Below are 15,271 nucleotides of genomic sequence, written 5' to 3'. Positions count from 1 at the left end.
GTCGGTTCAGGCCTGGGTCAGGTACCAGCGCCAGTCCTGTTCGCCGACTTCGGCCATGAACTGGCGGTACTCCGCGCGCTTGACCGCCAGGTACACGCCGAGGAACTCGGCGCCCAGGGTGTCGCGGGCCCAGGCCGAGCGTTCCAGCGCGGTGAGCGAGCTGAGCCAGTCGGTGGGCAGCAGTTCGGTAGCCTGGGCGTAGCCGTTGCCTTCCATCGGCGCGCCGGGGTCGAGCTGCAAGCGCAGGCCGTGATGGACCGCGCCGAGCAGGGCGGCGGCGGCCAGATAAGGGTTGGCGTCGGCGCCGCAGATGCGGTGTTCGATATGCCGGGTCGGCGCCGGGCCGCCGGGCACACGCAGGCTCACGGTGCGGTTGTCGATGCCCCAGGTCGGCGCCAGCGGCGCATAGCTGTTGGCCTGGAAGCGGCGGTAGGAGTTGGCGTTGGGGCAGAACAGCAGCAGCGAATCGAGCAGCGCATCGAGCATGCCGCCCACGGCCTGGCGCAACAGCGGGGTGCCGGCCGGGTCTTCGCTGGCAAACAGGTTGTTGCCGTCAGCATCGGCCAGGCTCACATGCAGGTGCATGCCGGTGCCGGCCAGGTGGTCGAACGGCTTGGCCATGAAACAGGCCTGCATGCCGTGCTTGTGCGCCACGCCCTTGACCAGCCGCTTGTAGCGCACCGCCTGGTCCATCGCCAGCAGGGCATCGCCGTGTTCCAGGGTGATTTCCACCTGGCCGGGGGCGTATTCCGAAATCGCCGTGCGGGCCGGAATGCCCTGGGCCTTGCAGGCGGCGTAGAGGTCAGCGAGGAAGGGTTCGATCTGTTCCAGTTCACGCAGGCCATAGACCTGCGTGCTTCGCGGTCGCCCACCGTCGGCGTCCAGCGCCGGTTGCGGTCGGCCTTGGTGGTCGCGCTTCTGGTCGAGCAGGTAGAACTCCAGTTCGCAGGCCATCACCGGGTGATAACCCTCGGCCTTGAGCGCGTCGGCCACCCGCACCAACACGTGGCGAGGATCGGCGATGGTCGCCGGCAGGCCCTCGCTCGGGTGCATGCTGACCTGCACCGCCGCCGTGGGAATCTGCCGCCACGGCAGGCGCACCAGGCTGCCTTCCAGCGGATAGGCGCGGCAGTCGATATCGCCGACATCCCAGACCAGCCCGGAGTTTTCCACATCTTCGCCGTGCAGGGTCAGGCCGAGGATGGTGCTGGGCAGCGGCCGCCCGCTTTCGTAGACCGCCAGCAGTTCCTCGCGGTGCAGCAGCTTGCCGCGAGGCACGCCATTGGCGTCGAGGATGAACAGTTCGAACATCTCGATATCGGGGTTGGCGGCCAGGAATGCCCGGGCCTGTTCTACAGGGGCAAAGTGCATGGGTGCTCTCGCTTGCGCCATGGCAGCGCACAGGACCGGCCGCGCAACGGCGGGCGGTCATCGACGGAAAGGCCGGCGCACGGGCGCGGCCGAGGAATCGGTCAGGAGAGCGTGGTGTCTGGCGGGCGGGCGTGGCGGCAGTGCCACAGCGCCCAGAAGGCGAGGATCACATTGAACAGCGGGTTTTCACCACGGCGGGCCCGCACCTTCGGGAACGAAGGGGCCTGGTTGGGACGGGGTACGGCGGCGGGTGAAGTCATGCAGCGATACTCCCACGCCGTCGAAGGTTCATTAAATTGGCGTTTGTATACCTTCAGTCCTGCCGGGACTAAACAATCGACCGTTCCCCGTGAGCCGTGCCGAGGCGGGGCAAATCTGCGACAATCGCCGCCCAACCAAAGCCGATAAGTCCAGGCAGGGCCCACCTGCCCCTCGAAAGACCTCATGACTGACCAGAACGCCGCCATCGGGCAACTGTTGAAAAATATCGACCACGCCATGATTGCCGAGCGCCATCGCCTGCGCCGGCAATTGCACGAGCTGCGCAAGCGCCCGGACGAGGCAAAGCTTGCCCAGTGGGCTGCGAAGGTCCAGGCCTCCTGCGATCAGGCCGCCGCACGCCAGGCCAGCATCCCGCGGATCCGCTACGACGACAGCCTGCCGATTGCCGCCAAGCGCGACGAAATCAAGAAGCTGGTGGCGGAAAACCAGGTGGTGATCATTGCCGGCGAGACCGGCTCGGGCAAAACCACCCAGTTGCCGAAGATCTGCCTGGAGCTGGGCCGTGGCCAGTTCGGCCAGATCGCCCATACCCAGCCGCGCCGTATCGCGGCGCGCAGCGTCGCCGCCCGGGTCGCCGAGGAAATGGGCACGCCGCTGGGCGCGCTGGTCGGTTACCAGGTGCGTTTCGAAGACCAGAGCGACGCCAATACTCTGGTCAAGCTGATGACCGACGGCATCCTCCTGGCCGAAACCCAGCACGACCGCTTCCTCGAACGCTACGACACGATCATCGTCGACGAAGCCCACGAACGCAGTCTGAACATCGACTTCCTGCTGGGCTACCTGAAAACCCTGCTGCCGCGCCGTCCCGACCTGAAAGTCATCATCACCTCGGCGACCATCGACCTGGAGCGCTTCTCCAAGCACTTCAACGACGCGCCGATCATCGAAGTGTCCGGCCGCACCTACCCGGTGGACACCTGGTACCGCCCGCTGACCAGCGAGCAGGACGAGGAGGGCAACCGCGTCGAGGACGACCTGACGGTGGACCAGGCGATCCTCGCCACTCTCGATGAAATCGCCGCCCATGAGCGCAGTGTCGGCAAAGGCCCGGGCGACGTGCTGGTGTTCCTGCCCGGCGAGCGCGAGATTCGCGACGCCGCCGAGATGCTGCGCAAGGCGCAGTTGCGCCACACCGAGATTTTGCCGTTGTATGCGCGGCTGTCGCCGGCCGAGCAGCAGCGCATCTTCCAGTCCCATCCGGGGCGTCGCGTGGTGCTGGCGACCAACGTCGCGGAAACCTCGCTGACGGTGCCGGGTATCCGTTATGTGATCGACAGCGGCACCGCGCGGATCAGCCGCTACAGCTACCGCGCCAAGGTCCAGCGCCTGCCGATCGAGGCCGTTTCCCAGGCCAGCGCCAACCAGCGCAAGGGCCGTTGCGGCCGGGTCGAGCCGGGCATTTGTGTGCGCCTGTACAGCGAAGAGGATTTCAACGCGCGGCCGGCTTTCACCGATCCGGAAATCCTGCGCACCAACCTCGCCGCGGTGATCCTGCAGATGCTGCACCTGCGCCTCGGCGAGATCGACGCGTTCCCGTTCATCGAGCCGCCGGATGGCAAGGCCATCAGCGACGGCTTCAACCTGTTGCAGGAGCTCTCGGCGGTCAACCGCGAGAACCAGCTCACGCCGCTGGGCCGCCAATTGGCGCGGCTGCCGGTCGACCCGCGGCTGGGCCGCATGCTGCTGGAAGGCGCCAAGCAGGGCAGCCTGCAGGAAGTCTTGATCGTTGCCAGTGCGCTGTCGGTGCAGGATCCGCGCGAGCGGCCGCCGGAACGCCAACAGGCCGCCGACCAGGCCCACGCGCAGTGGAAAGACGCGGATTCCGACTTCGCCGGGTTGGTCAATCTCTGGCGTGGCTTCGAGGAGCAGCGCCAGGCGCTGACCGCCAGCCCGCTGCGCAACTGGTGCCGCAAGAACTTCCTCAATTACCTGCGCCTGCGTGAATGGCGCGATGCCCATCGCCAGCTCGCGCTGATCTGCCGCGACCTGCAACTGAGCATCAACAAGGAGCCGGCGGATTTCCCGCGGCTGCACAAGGCGATCCTCTCCGGCCTGCTTAGCCAGATCGGCCACAAGGCCGAGGAAGGCGATTACCTCGGTGCGCGCCAGCGGCGCTTCTGGATTCATCCGTCTTCGGGCATCGGCAAGAAGCGTCCGCAGTGGCTGATGACCGCCGAACTGGTGGAAACCACCAAGCTGTACGCGCGCATGGTGGCGAAGATCGACTCCGACTGGATCGAGCCGCTGGCCGGGCACCTGCTGAAGAAAAACCACTTCGAGCCGCACTGGGAGAAAAAGCGCGGGCAGGTGGTGGCGTTTGAGCAGGTCACTCTTTACGGGCTGATCGTGGTGGGCCGGCGTGCGGTGCACTTCGGACCGATCGATCCGCAGATGTCCCGCGAACTGTTTATCCGCGAAGGCCTGGTGGGCGGCGAGATCAACTCCCGGGCCAAGTGCCTGGCGGCCAACAAACGCCTGCTGGAAGAGCTGGACGAGCTGGAAGCCAAGGCCCGCCGTCGCGACATCCTTGCCGACGAAGAAACCCTCTACGCCTTCTACGAAGCGCGGCTGCCGGCGGAGATCCACCAGACCGCCACCTTCGACAGTTGGTACAAGGTCAACAGCCAGAAAGACCCGCAGTTGCTGATCATGCGCGCCGAAGACGTGCTGGCCCGCGAGGCCAGCGAAGTCACCGCCGCGCAGTACCCCGACACCCTGCGCCTGGGCGACCTGAGCCTGGCGCTGAGTTATCACTTCGAACCCAATCATCCGCGCGATGGCGTCACCGTGCGGGTGCCGGCGCCTCTGCTGCCGAGCCTGCCGGGCGAGCGCCTGGAATGGCTGGTGCCGGGGCTGCTTGAGGCCAAGTGCATCGCCCTGGTGCGCAACCTGCCGAAGGCGCTGCGCAAGAACTTCGTGCCAGTGCCGGACTTCGTCAAGGCGGCGCTGTCGCGCATGACCTTCGCCGAGGGCTCGCTGCCCCAGGCGCTGGGCCGCGAGCTGCTGCGCATGACCGGCGCGCGGGTCAGCGACGAGGCCTGGGCCGAGGCGGCGGAGCAGGTGGAAAACCACCTGAAGATGAACCTGGAAGTGGTCGATGGCGAGGGCAAGTTCCTTGGCGAAGGCCGCGACCTGGCCGAGCTGACCGCGCGTTTCGCCGCCGCCAGCCAGGCTGCGCTGGCCGTGCCGCAGTCGGAAAAGACTCAGAAACCGGTGGAAGCCAAGGTCTTCAGCAAGGTCGAACAGACCGCGCAACAGAAGATCGCCGGGCTGTCGATGACGGTCTATCCGGCGCTGGTGGAGGAGGGCGGCACGGTCAAGGAAGGGCGTTTCTCGACCCAGGCCGAAGCCACGTTCCAGCACCGCCGCGCCTTGCAGCGCCTGCTGTTGCAGCAACTGGCCGAGCCGGCCAAGTTCCTCCGCGGCAAGCTGCCGGGCCTGACCGAACTGGGCCTGCTCTACCGCGAGCTGGGCCGGGTCGAGTCGCTGGTCGAGGACATCCTGCTGGCCAGCCTCGACAGTTGCGTGCTGGAAGGCGAAAGCACCTTGCCCCGCGACGGCGCCGCGCTGGCCTCGCTGGCCGAGCGCAAGCGCGGTGACTGGAGCGAGCACGCCGAGCGGCTGGCGCGGCTGGTGCTGGACATCCTCAAGCTCTGGCACGGCCTGCAGAAACGCTTCAAAGGCAAGATCGACCTGGCCCAGGCCGTGGCGCTCAACGACATCAAGCAGCAACTGGCCAATCTGGTGTATCCGGGCTTCGTCCGGGAAACCCCGGGGGTGTGGCTCAAGGAACTGCCGCGCTACCTGAAGGCGGTGGAACTGCGCCTGGAGAAACTGGGCTCGCAAGTGCAGCGGGACCGGGTGTGGAGCGGCGAACTGAGCAACTGCTGGGCGCAGTACAAGGCCCGCGCCGACAAGCATGCCCAGGAAGGCAAGCGCGACGAGCAGTTGCAGTTGTACCGCTGGTGGCTGGAGGAATACCGCGTCTCGCTGTTCGCCCAGCAACTGGGAACCAAGGTGCCGATTTCCGACAAGCGCCTGGCCAAACAGTGGAGTCAGGTGGACGCCTGATTACGCTTCCCACACTGTTCCGGGTTGTCGTCTGACAGAGGCCAACCCGGCGCAGTTGTGGCACACTTGGCGGCATTTCCCGCTGCCCCGGCGCTGTTCCGACGGGGTGGCCGACAACCCAACACTGCGTAATGCCCCTGGCGTCGGGGTCATTGCCTGTACGAGTTGGCACCTTGGTGCCAGCTCGCCGAACCGAACAGGCCGTTGCCCGGCTGGCAATGGCCCCGAACAGAGGATCGACCGTGCATAACGTCGTCATCAGCGGCACTGGCCTGTACACCCCGGCCAACAGCATTTCCAACGAAGAGCTGGTGGACTCTTTCAACGCCTACGTCACGCAGTTCAACGCCGACAACGCCGAAGCCATCGCCCGCGGTGAAGTCGAGGCCCTGGCCGAGTCCAGCGCCGCCTTCATCGAGAAGGCTTCGGGGATCAAGAGCCGTTACGTCATGGACAAGGACGGCATCCTCGACCCGCAACGCATGAGGCCGCGCTTGCCCGAGCGCAGTAACGACGAACAGTCGATCCTCTGCCAGATGGGCGTGGCCGCCGCCGAACAGGCCCTGGCCCGTGCCGGCCGGACTGCCGCCGATGTCGATGCGGTGATCGTTGCCTGTTCCAACCTGCAGCGCCCTTATCCGGCCGTCGCCATCGAAATTCAGCAAGCGCTGGGCATCAAGGGCTTTGGCTTCGACATGAACGTCGCCTGTTCCTCGGCCACCTTCGGCATCCAGGCCGCGAGCAACAGCGTGCAATTGGGCCAGGCCCGCTCGGTGCTGGTGATCAGCCCGGAAATCTGCACCGGCCACCTGAACTTCCGTGACCGCGACAGCCACTTCATCTTCGGCGACGCCGCCACTGCTGTGCTGGTGGAGCGCGCCGACCTGGCGACCTCCGAGCACCAGTTCGACATCGTCAGCACCAAGCTGCTGACCCAGTTCTCCAACAACATCCGCAACAACTTCGGCTTCCTCAACCGCGCTGCGGAAGAGGGCGTCGGTGCGCCGGACAAGCTGTTCGTCCAGGAAGGCCGCAAGGTGTTCCGCGAGGTTTGCCCGATGGTCGCCGAGCTGATCGGCCAGCACCTTGCGGAAAACAACCTCAACGTCAGTGACGTCAAGCGCTTCTGGCTGCACCAAGCCAACCTGAGCATGAACCACCTGATCGTGAAGAAACTCCTGGGCCGTGATGCGCTGGAAGAAGAGGCACCGGTGATCCTCGACCGCTACGCCAACACCAGCTCGGCCGGCTCGGTGATTTCCCTGCACACCCACCAGGACGACCTGCCCAAGGGTGCGCTGGGCGTGCTCAGCTCGTTCGGTGCGGGTTACTCGATCGGCAGCGTGATTCTGCGCAAGCGCTGATCCGCCGCGAGGCCGAAAGACCAAAAACGCCCGATCCGGGTTACCGGATCGGGCGTTTTTTATCCTGGTGTAATCTTCATGCGATGAAGGCAAAGTGCCTTTAATGGCTCGCAAAGCCCCGGAAACCGGGCGTTTTGCATATGCCTATTCGAAGTAAAAAAGTTCCCCTGTCACAAAACATTTATATAAAAGCCACTGATCTGAAATAACCCCCCGCCAAGATTCCTCCCCAGCACAAGTGGCCTAAGCCGCGTGTTTTTTCAACGTAATCAAGACCATAAACGTTAGGGGAGCTTCATCGATGATCCGTAAGCACTTCGCAGGTTTCGCAGCCAGCGCATTGGCAATGGCCGTTACCGCCCAGGCTTTCGCGGGTACCGTGACCACCGACGGCGCCGATATCGTAGTCAAGACCAAAGGCGGCCTCGAAGTCGCTACCACTGACAAGGAATTCAGCTTCAAGCTGGGCGGTCGCATCCAGGCGGACTACAGCCGCTTCGACGGTTTCTACACCAACAACGGTAACACCGCTGACGCCGGCTACTTCCGCCGCGCCTACCTGGAACTGGGCGGTGTGCTCTACACCGACTGGGCTTACCAGATCAACTACGACTTCTCGCACAACTCCGGTGGCGACAACCGTTCCGAAGATGGTTACTTCGACGAAGCCTCGCTGGCCTACAACGGCTTCAAGCCGGTCTCGATCAAGATCGGTCGTTTCGACCCTGAGTTCGGCCTGGAAAAAGCTACCAGCTCCAAGTGGGTGACCGCTCCTGAGCGTAACGCCGCGTACGATCTGGTTGACTGGACCAACGGCCACAACGGCGGCCTGGGCATCCAGGCGTCGGGCAACGCCGGCGACTCGCTGTACGGCTCCTTCGGCGTATTCGCCAAAGACGCCACCAACGCCGACAAAGACGGCGACAGCACCAAGCAGTTCAACCTGCGCGCTGTCTTCGCTCCGATGCACGATAGCGGCAACGTTCTGCACTTCGGCGTCAACCTGGCCCAGCGCGACCTGTCCGACACCTCGTTCGACGGCCGTATCCGCAGCCGTCTGGGCATGCGTGGCGTGAGCACCGACGGTGGCCAGGATGCCGGCACCAACGGCAACCGCCTGACCCTCGGCGGCGCCAACAACACCCCTGCCGGTGCCTACGACACCGACCGCGCACTGGGTCTGGAAGCTGCCTTCGCTACCGGTCCTTTCTCGGTACAGGGCGAATACATCAAGCGTAAGGTCGAAGCTGACGCTGCCGCTTACCAGGACATCAAGGCTGACGGTTACTACGCTCAGGTTGCCTACACCCTGACCGGCGAAGCCCGTGCCTACAAACTCGGCAAGTTCGACAGCATCAAGCCTTCGAACAAGCAGATCGGTGCCTGGGAACTGTTCTACCGCTATGACCACCTGAGCGTCGATGACGACAACGGCGCCTTCGCCAACGTCAGCGACATCGAAGCCAAGGTGCACAACCTGGGTCTGAACTGGTACGCCAACGAGTCCATCAAGCTGAGCGGCACCTACGTCAAGGCCAAGGTCGACAACGCCCAGAACGCCAATGGCGACGACGATGGCGACGGCTTCGTAGTTCGCGCGCAGTACGTGTTCTAAGCAGCAACGCTCCTTCATCCGTTAAATTTCAGCCCCACTTCGGTGGGGCTTTTTTTTGCTCGACGATTAGGCCTCTGATACTCAACAGAGAATCTTCTTTTCTGCCCGCCAACCCGGCACACTCCACTCCATGCCGATCCTGACCCTGAATCACCTCGCCGATCTCGACGCCGCCACCTGGGATGCCCTGGTTCCCGGTGACCAGCCGTTCCTGCGCCACGCTTTTCTCACCAGCCTGGAAGACAGCGGCAGTGTCAGCCCGCGCACCGGCTGGACGCCGTCCCATCGCATCCTCACCGCCGCCGACGGCGCGCTTCTGGCGGCCATGCCGGCCTACGTCAAAACCCATTCCTTCGGTGAGTACGTGTTCGATCACGGCTGGGCCGATGCCTGCGAGCGGGCCGGTATCGGTTATTACCCGAAGCTGCTCTGCGCCGTGCCGTTCTCGCCGGTGGGCGGGTCGCGCCTGCTTGGGCCGCCAGAGGCGCTGTCCGGTTTGCTCGATGAGGTAGAGGAATCGTTGCTGGAACAGGGGCTGTCCAGCCTGCATGTGAATTTCACCGATGATGCCAGCGACGACGCCTTGCGCCACCGCGAAGGCTGGCTGGAACGTCTCGGTTGTCAGTTCCACTGGCGCAACCAGGGTTACCGGGATTTCCAGGATTTCCTCGACGCCCTCAGTTCGCGCAAGCGCAAGCAGATGCGCAAGGAGCGCGAACAGGTGGCGGGGCAGGGCATCGAGTTCCGCTGGTACTGCGGTGCCGAGTTGAGCGAGGCGCAGTGGGACTTCGTCTTCGCCTGCTACGCCAATACCTACGCAGTGCGCCGGCGCGCGCCGTATTTGACCCGTGCCTTCTTCAGCCTGCTGGCCGAGCGCATGCCCGACGCCATTCGGGTGGTGATGGCGATGCAGGGCGGGCGCGAGGTGGCGATGGCGTTCAGCCTGGTCGCGGGCGACAGCTTCTATGGCCGCTACTGGGGTTGCCTGGCCGAGTTCGACCGGCTGCATTTCGAAACCTGTTTCTACCAGGGCATGGACTACGCCATCGCCGAAGGGCTGCAACGCTTCGACGCTGGCGCCCAGGGCGAGCACAAACTGATTCGCGGGTTCGAGCCGGTGATCACCCGGTCCTGGCATTACCTGCTGCATCCCGGCCTGCGCACGGCGGTGGATGATTTCCTGCGTCAGGAACGTGTCGGGGTGCTGGCTTACGCCGAGGAAGCCCGTTCAGCCTTGCCGTACCGACAGGGCTGAACGCGGCGGTCGTCAATCGACGCCGACGAAACCGCCGGTCTGGTGATGCCACAGCCGCGCATACAGCCCTTGATGCGCCAGCAACTCGGCATGGCTGCCCATCTCGGCGATGCGGCCTTTTTCCAGGACCACCAGACGATCCATCCGCGCGATGGTCGAGAGGCGGTGGGCGATGGCGATCACGGTCTTGCCCTCCATCAGGGTTTCCAGGCTTTCCTGGATCGCCGCCTCGACTTCCGAGTCCAGCGCCGAGGTCGCCTCGTCCATGATCAGGATTGGCGCGTTCTTCAGCAGCACGCGGGCAATGGCGATGCGCTGGCGCTGACCGCCGGAGAGCTTCACGCCGCGCTCGCCGACATGGGCATCGAAGCCGGTGCGGCCCTGGGCATCGGTCAGGCTCGGAATGAACTCCTCGGCCCGCGCCCCGCGTACTGCGGCCCATAGTTCTTCATCGGTGGCGTCGGGCTTGCCGTACAGCAGGTTGTCGCGGATCGAGCGGTGCAGCAGCGAGGTGTCCTGGGTGATCATGCCGATCTGTCCGCGCAGGCTGGACTGGGTGACCTGGGCGATGTCCTGGTCATCGATGAGGATGCGCCCGCCTTCGAGGTCGTAGAGGCGCAGCAGCAGGTTGACCAGGGTCGACTTGCCGGCGCCGGACGGCCCGATCAGGCCGATCTTCTCGCCGGGGCGGATGTCCAGGTCGAGGTCGCTGATGATCCGGCTGCCCTTGCCGTAATGGAAATCGACGTGCTCGAAACGCACCGCGCCGCGCTCGACTTTCAGCGCCGGCGCGTCGGGCCGGTCGGTGATGCTCACCGGCTGGGAGATGCTCTGCAGACCGTCCTGGACCATGCCGATGTTTTCGAAGATGCCGTTGACCACCCACATGATCCAGCCGCTCATGTTGACGATGCGGATCACCAGACCGGTGGCCAGGGCGATGGCGCCGGCAGTGATCAGCGATTGGGTCCAGAGCCACAGGGCCAGGCCCGTGGTGCTGACGATCAGCAGGCCGTTGAGGCTGGTGATGACCACGTCCATGCTGGTGATGACGCGGCTGGCCAGTTGGGTCTTTTCGGTCTGTTCGCGAATCGCTTCGCGGGCGTACTGCTGTTCGAAGTCGGTGTGGGCGAACAATTTGAGGGTGGCGATGTTGGTGTAGCCGTCGACGATGCGCCCCATCAGCTTGGAGCGGGCGTCGGAGGACACCACTGAGCGCTCTTTCACCCGCGGCACGAAGTAGTACAGCGCGGCGATGTAGCAGGCGATCCAGGTCAGCAGTGGAATCATCAGCCGCCAGTCCGCCTCGGCGAACAGCACCAGTGAGCTGATGGCGTAGATCGATACATGCCAGAGCGCGTCCATGGCCTGCACCAGCGAATCGCGCAGCGAGTTGCCGGTCTGCATGATGCGCTGGGCGATGCGCCCGGCGAAGTCGCTCTGAAAGAAATTCAGGCTCTGCTTGAGCACATGGGTGTGGTTTTGCCAGCGGATCATGCTGGTCATGCCCGGGCTGATGGCCTGGTGCACCAGCAGGTCATGCAGACCGACGAATACCGGCCTGAGGATCAGCGCCACCACTAGCATCCAGGTCAGTTCGCCCGCATGTTCACTGAACAGATTGACGTTGGGCGTGCCCTGGGCGAGGTCGATGATCCGGCTCAGGTAGCTGAACAGCGCCACCTCGATCAGCGCCACGATCAGCCCCAGCACCATCAGTACCGCGAACGTCGGCCAGACCTGACGCAGGTAATACAGATAGAAGGGCAGGACCGTGGTGGGCGGCGCCGCGGTGGGCGCCTCGCGGAAGATGTCGATCAACTGCTCGAAACGACGGAACAGCATGTAGAAGGTCACTCCTGTTTGAGGGCTCGCGCACCGCCCGCGGGTCACATCCCTGTGACACGGCGATCAATCGATGCGCTTGGCCGATTTGATGAACACCGGATCGGCGGGCACGTCACGCATGCCTTTTTTGACGGTGGTCGGCGAATTGACGATCAGGTCGACCACGTCCATGCCTTTCACCACTTTGCCGAACACCGCGTAGCCGGCGTCGCGGCCGGGATCGAGCATGGCGTTGTCGACAACGTTGATGAAGAACTGGCTGGTCGCCGAGTTGGGGTTGGAGGTGCGGGCCATGGATAGCGTGCCGCGGGTGTTGTGCAGGCCGTTGCTGGCTTCGTTGCGGATCGGGTCCTTGGTGTCTTTCTGCACCATCTGCTCGGTGAAGCCGCCGCCCTGGACCATGAAGCCCGGAATCACGCGGTGGAAGATGGTGTTGTTGTAGAAGCCGCTGTCGACGTACTGCAGGAAGTTCTTGGTGCTGATCGGCGCCTTTTCCGCATTCAGCTCGATTTCGACCTGGCCGAAGCTGGTGTCCATCAGCACATGAGGATTTTTTTCCGCTGCCATCAGGCTGCTGGCAAAGGCGACCGAGCAGGCGGTCATGAGGATTTTCTTCAGCATGAACTCAATGATCCTTGAGAGGTGGTTGGCGCCGCAGCGAGAAACTGCAGCAGGGTCTGGTTGAAGTGGTGTGGCTGGTCCAGCGGCGTAGCGTGCCGTGAATCGGCAATGACCGCCAGTCGTGCCCCGGGAATCAGGCCGACGTAACGCTCCTTGAGCGCCACCGGGGTGTAGTCGTGGTCCGCGCTGATGACCAGGGTGGGACAGTCGATCCGCCCCAGGCGTTCCTCCACGCCCCAGCCGACGATGGCGTCGAAACTGGCGAGGTAGGCGCGTTTGTCGTTTTTCGCCCAGCGCTCGGTCATCTTGCGCCGCAGCTCGGCCTGCTCCGGTTTGGGGAACAGCCGCGCGGCGAGGCCCTTGCCGATGGTCCTGAGGCTGAGCACACGGGCCAGAGTCCAGCGCTTGGCCCACTGCCAGTAATCGTCTCGGCTGCGCACTTTCACTGCCGGCGCGCTGTTGACGATGGTCAGGCTGCGCAGCCAGCCGGGGTGGTCCACGGCGAACTGGAAACCGACCATGCCGCCCATGGACAGTCCCACCAGATGCACCGGGCCGGTGTGCAGGTGTTCCAGCAGGGCCATCAGGTCGGCGCTGAAACCGGCGATGCTGTAGGACTCGCGGGGTTTGTCGGAACGGCCGTGGCCGCGCAGGTCGAGGAGGATCACGCGGTAATCGGCGGCCAGCACCGGGACCTGGAATTCCCAGTCCTGGCAACTGGAGCCGAGGCCGTGCAGCAAAACCAGGGGGTCGCCCCGGCCATATTCTTCGTAGTGCAGTGTGCAACCTTCATGTTCGAAGTAGGCCATGGGCGTTACCTGTCAGGCTTGGGCGGGAGCGGCGAAGGGCACGTCCAGCGGCGCGGTATCGAAGTTGCGCAGCAATTCGATGAGGATCTGCGTGGCCGGGCCCAGGGGCTTGTCTTTGTTGGAGTAAAGGTAGAACAGTGGATGGCGGCTGCCACCCTGATCCAGCGGCAATGGCTTGAGCACGCCTTCGCGCAGCTCGCGTTCGATCAGGTGGCGCGGCAGCCAGGCGAAGCCCAGGCCGCTGCTGACGAAGGTGGCGGCGGTGGCCAGGCTGCCGACGGTCCAGCGCTGTTCGGCGCCGAGCCAGCCGACATCGCGGGGCTGCGAGCGGCCGGAATCGCGGATCACCACCTGCAACTGGCTTTCCAGGTCCTGGAAGTTGAGCACCCGGCCCAGGCGGTGCAGGGGATGCTCGGGGTGAGCGACGGCGACGAACTCCACCGCGCTCAACTCGGCGCCGAGATAGCCGGCGATGCTGAAACTGCTGATGGCCAGGTCGGCGATGCCTTCGTGCAGCACCTCCTCGACGCCGGACAGCACTTCTTCGCGCAGGCGCACCCGGCAGCCGCGGCTTTGCGGCATGAACGCGCTCAGGGCGCGGACCAGGCGAGCGTTGGGGTAGGCGGCGTCCACCACCAGGCGGACCTCGGCTTCCCAGCCCTGCTCCATATGGTGGGCGAGGTCTTCCAGTTGGCTGGCCTGCTTGACCAGTTGCCGCGAGCGGCGCAGCAACACGCCGCCGGCATCGGTGAGCACCGCCTTGCGCCCGTCGATCCGCAGCAGCGGCACCCCCAGTTGGTCCTGCATCCGCGCCACGGTGTAGCTGACCGAGGATTGCGAGCGGTGCAGGGCTTCGGCGGCCTGGGCGAAGCCGCCGTGATCGACCACGGCTTGCAGGGTCCGCCACTGATCCAGGGTAACGCGCGGCGCTTTCATCTTCGGCTCCTGTTGTCCTAAGCTGCGCTCTTTGCGTGGAGAGCGCCGTATGAAGAAAAGTTGTCTTGCCTTGCTGGCCTTGCTTCCGCTCACGGCGCTGGGGGCCTATCCCATTGATGTGGAAAAGCACCTGGAAAGCGGCATCAAGATCGATACCACCACCTATGACACCGCTTACGACATGGGGTCGATCACCCTGAACAACTACGGCGACGTCGCCGCGCAGTGCAAGCTGACCTTCCGCAACGGCCCCGAAGCGCCGCGTGTACGGCGGGTGCAGGTGCCGGCGAAACAGAGCGTCGACAGCAACGTCAAATTCAACCGCGAGATTCTCAAGCTGCGTATCGCGGTGGACTGCAAAGCGCAATAAACAAATTAACTGATAGATTTAACCGAGTTTTTACGCTTTTTTATCGATAGGTCAATCATTAATCTTGCCTCCATCGACTTAGCGACCTTGCCGATGGAGGCAACCTTCATGTCCCGCGTACTGATCATCGAAAGCAGCGCCCGCCAGCAGGATTCGGTGTCCCGCCAACTGACCCGCGATTTCGTCAGCCAGTGGCAAGCCGCCAACCCGTCTGACACGATCACCCTGCGCGACCTGGCGGTGAATCCTGTGCCGCACCTGGATGCCAACCTGCTCGGTGGCTGGATGAAGCCCGAAGCCCAGCGTAGCGCTGACGAACTGCAGGCCCTGGCCCGCTCCAACGAATTGACCGACGAAGTACTGGCCGCCGACGTGCTGGTGCTGGCGGCGCCGATGTACAACTTTGCCATCCCCAGCACCCTGAAAGCCTGGCTGGACCATGTGCTGCGCGCCGGGATCACCTTCAAGTACACCGAAACCGGCCCGCAAGGCCTGCTGACCGGCAAGCGCGCCTATGTCCTGACCGCCCGCGGCGGCATCCACGCCGGTGCTTCCAGCGACCATCAGGAACCTTACCTGCGCCAGGTGCTGGCCTTCATCGGTATCCACGATGTGACCTTTGTTCACGCCGAAGGCCTGAACATGGGCGGCGACTTCCACGAAAAGGGCCTGAACCAGGCCAAGGCGCAACTGGCTGCGGTGGCGTGATTCAACTGTTTTTCCCTG

The 15,271-nt window shown here is 64.3% G+C and carries 12 protein-coding genes; 6 read left to right on the top strand and 6 right to left on the bottom strand.

Annotated elements, in window-relative coordinates; translation table 11 throughout:
* Nucleotides 1-6: 6 nt before the first annotated feature.
* Together NTD88_RS12575 and NTD88_RS12570 are read right to left on the bottom strand one after the other, a co-directional pair.
* Entirely contained in the window at nucleotides 7-1,371 is a 1,365-nt protein-coding gene (locus NTD88_RS12575; RefSeq protein WP_262155285.1) for a glutamine synthetase family protein, read from the bottom strand.
* A gap of 101 nt (nucleotides 1,372-1,472) precedes the next feature.
* Complete coding sequence (locus NTD88_RS12570; protein WP_177454392.1) at nucleotides 1,473-1,631, bottom strand: hypothetical protein; 159 nt, start codon at nucleotides 1,629-1,631, stop codon at nucleotides 1,473-1,475.
* Between the two features lie 184 nt (nucleotides 1,632-1,815).
* Between NTD88_RS12570 and hrpA the strand changes: the two genes are divergently transcribed.
* The 4 genes from hrpA to NTD88_RS12550 all read left to right on the top strand — a co-directional run bounded on the left by hrpA (nucleotide 1,816) and on the right by NTD88_RS12550 (nucleotide 9,961).
* Entirely contained in the window at nucleotides 1,816-5,727 is a 3,912-nt protein-coding gene (gene hrpA / locus NTD88_RS12565) for an ATP-dependent RNA helicase HrpA (protein WP_262155284.1), read from the top strand.
* A 242-nt stretch (nucleotides 5,728-5,969) separates the two neighbouring features.
* Nucleotides 5,970-7,091 carry a beta-ketoacyl-ACP synthase III gene (locus tag NTD88_RS12560; RefSeq protein ID WP_262155283.1) on the top strand — a complete coding sequence of 374 codons (1,122 nt, stop codon included), beginning with the start codon at nucleotides 5,970-5,972 and terminating at the stop codon, nucleotides 7,089-7,091.
* 301 nt (nucleotides 7,092-7,392) lie between these two features.
* Complete coding sequence (locus NTD88_RS12555; protein ID WP_095153873.1) at nucleotides 7,393-8,706, top strand: OprO/OprP family phosphate-selective porin; 1,314 nt, start codon at nucleotides 7,393-7,395, stop codon at nucleotides 8,704-8,706.
* 130 nt (nucleotides 8,707-8,836) lie between these two features.
* Nucleotides 8,837-9,961, top strand: coding sequence for a GNAT family N-acetyltransferase (locus NTD88_RS12550; protein WP_262155282.1), 1,125 nt, complete (start codon nucleotides 8,837-8,839; stop codon nucleotides 9,959-9,961).
* A gap of 12 nt (nucleotides 9,962-9,973) precedes the next feature.
* On the opposite strand, the gene NTD88_RS12545 is transcribed toward NTD88_RS12550, so the two are convergent.
* The 4 genes from NTD88_RS12545 to NTD88_RS12530 form a co-directional block, all read right to left on the bottom strand.
* A complete protein-coding gene (locus tag NTD88_RS12545; RefSeq protein ID WP_095153871.1) occupies nucleotides 9,974-11,806 on the bottom strand; it encodes an ABC transporter ATP-binding protein in 1,833 nt (610 codons plus the stop codon).
* A 66-nt stretch (nucleotides 11,807-11,872) separates the two neighbouring features.
* A complete protein-coding gene (locus NTD88_RS12540; RefSeq protein ID WP_095153870.1) occupies nucleotides 11,873-12,430 on the bottom strand; it encodes a peptidylprolyl isomerase in 558 nt (185 codons plus the stop codon).
* Nucleotides 12,424-13,239, bottom strand: a complete 816-nt coding sequence (locus tag NTD88_RS12535; protein ID WP_262129207.1) for an alpha/beta fold hydrolase — start codon at nucleotides 13,237-13,239, stop codon at nucleotides 12,424-12,426. Before NTD88_RS12535 ends, NTD88_RS12540 begins: the two co-directional genes overlap by 7 nt.
* A gap of 12 nt (nucleotides 13,240-13,251) precedes the next feature.
* Nucleotides 13,252-14,175 (bottom strand): LysR family transcriptional regulator, encoded by a 924-nt coding sequence (locus NTD88_RS12530; RefSeq protein ID WP_095153868.1) that lies wholly within the window; start codon nucleotides 14,173-14,175, stop codon nucleotides 13,252-13,254.
* A gap of 49 nt (nucleotides 14,176-14,224) precedes the next feature.
* On the opposite strand from NTD88_RS12530, the gene NTD88_RS12525 reads away from it, so the two are divergent.
* Both NTD88_RS12525 and NTD88_RS12520 read left to right on the top strand, forming a co-directional pair.
* Nucleotides 14,225-14,545 (top strand): 3-phosphoglycerate kinase, encoded by a 321-nt coding sequence (locus NTD88_RS12525; protein WP_095153867.1) that lies wholly within the window; start codon nucleotides 14,225-14,227, stop codon nucleotides 14,543-14,545.
* Between the two features lie 108 nt (nucleotides 14,546-14,653).
* On the top strand, nucleotides 14,654-15,253 hold the full coding sequence (locus tag NTD88_RS12520; RefSeq protein WP_262155281.1) for an FMN-dependent NADH-azoreductase: 600 nt from the start codon (nucleotides 14,654-14,656) through the stop codon (nucleotides 15,251-15,253).
* The last annotated feature ends 18 nt before the right edge of the window (nucleotides 15,254-15,271 follow it).

Source organism: Pseudomonas sp. 20P_3.2_Bac5 (assembly GCF_025466035.1).
Lineage (GTDB): Bacteria > Pseudomonadota > Gammaproteobacteria > Pseudomonadales > Pseudomonadaceae > Aquipseudomonas.
This window is presented reverse-complemented; position numbering and strand designations above follow the sequence as displayed.

Bases quoted from the DNA above. Each gene is read 5' to 3' on its own strand.
- NTD88_RS12575 (WP_262155285.1), bottom strand. From the start codon at position 1,371: ATGCACTTTGCCCCTGTAGAACAGGCCCGGGCATTCCTGGCCGCCAAC.
- NTD88_RS12570 (WP_177454392.1), bottom strand. From the start codon at position 1,631: ATGACTTCACCCGCCGCCGTACCCCGTCCCAACCAGGCCCCTTCGTTC.
- hrpA (WP_262155284.1), top strand. From the start codon at position 1,816: ATGACTGACCAGAACGCCGCCATCGGGCAACTGTTGAAAAATATCGAC.
- NTD88_RS12555 (WP_095153873.1), top strand. From the start codon at position 7,393: ATGATCCGTAAGCACTTCGCAGGTTTCGCAGCCAGCGCATTGGCAATG.
- NTD88_RS12550 (WP_262155282.1), top strand. From the start codon at position 8,837: ATGCCGATCCTGACCCTGAATCACCTCGCCGATCTCGACGCCGCCACC.
- NTD88_RS12545 (WP_095153871.1), bottom strand. From the start codon at position 11,806: ATGCTGTTCCGTCGTTTCGAGCAGTTGATCGACATCTTCCGCGAGGCG.
- NTD88_RS12540 (WP_095153870.1), bottom strand. From the start codon at position 12,430: ATGCTGAAGAAAATCCTCATGACCGCCTGCTCGGTCGCCTTTGCCAGC.
- NTD88_RS12535 (WP_262129207.1), bottom strand. From the start codon at position 13,239: ATGGCCTACTTCGAACATGAAGGTTGCACACTGCACTACGAAGAATAT.
- NTD88_RS12530 (WP_095153868.1), bottom strand. From the start codon at position 14,175: ATGAAAGCGCCGCGCGTTACCCTGGATCAGTGGCGGACCCTGCAAGCC.
- NTD88_RS12525 (WP_095153867.1), top strand. From the start codon at position 14,225: ATGAAGAAAAGTTGTCTTGCCTTGCTGGCCTTGCTTCCGCTCACGGCG.
- NTD88_RS12520 (WP_262155281.1), top strand. From the start codon at position 14,654: ATGTCCCGCGTACTGATCATCGAAAGCAGCGCCCGCCAGCAGGATTCG.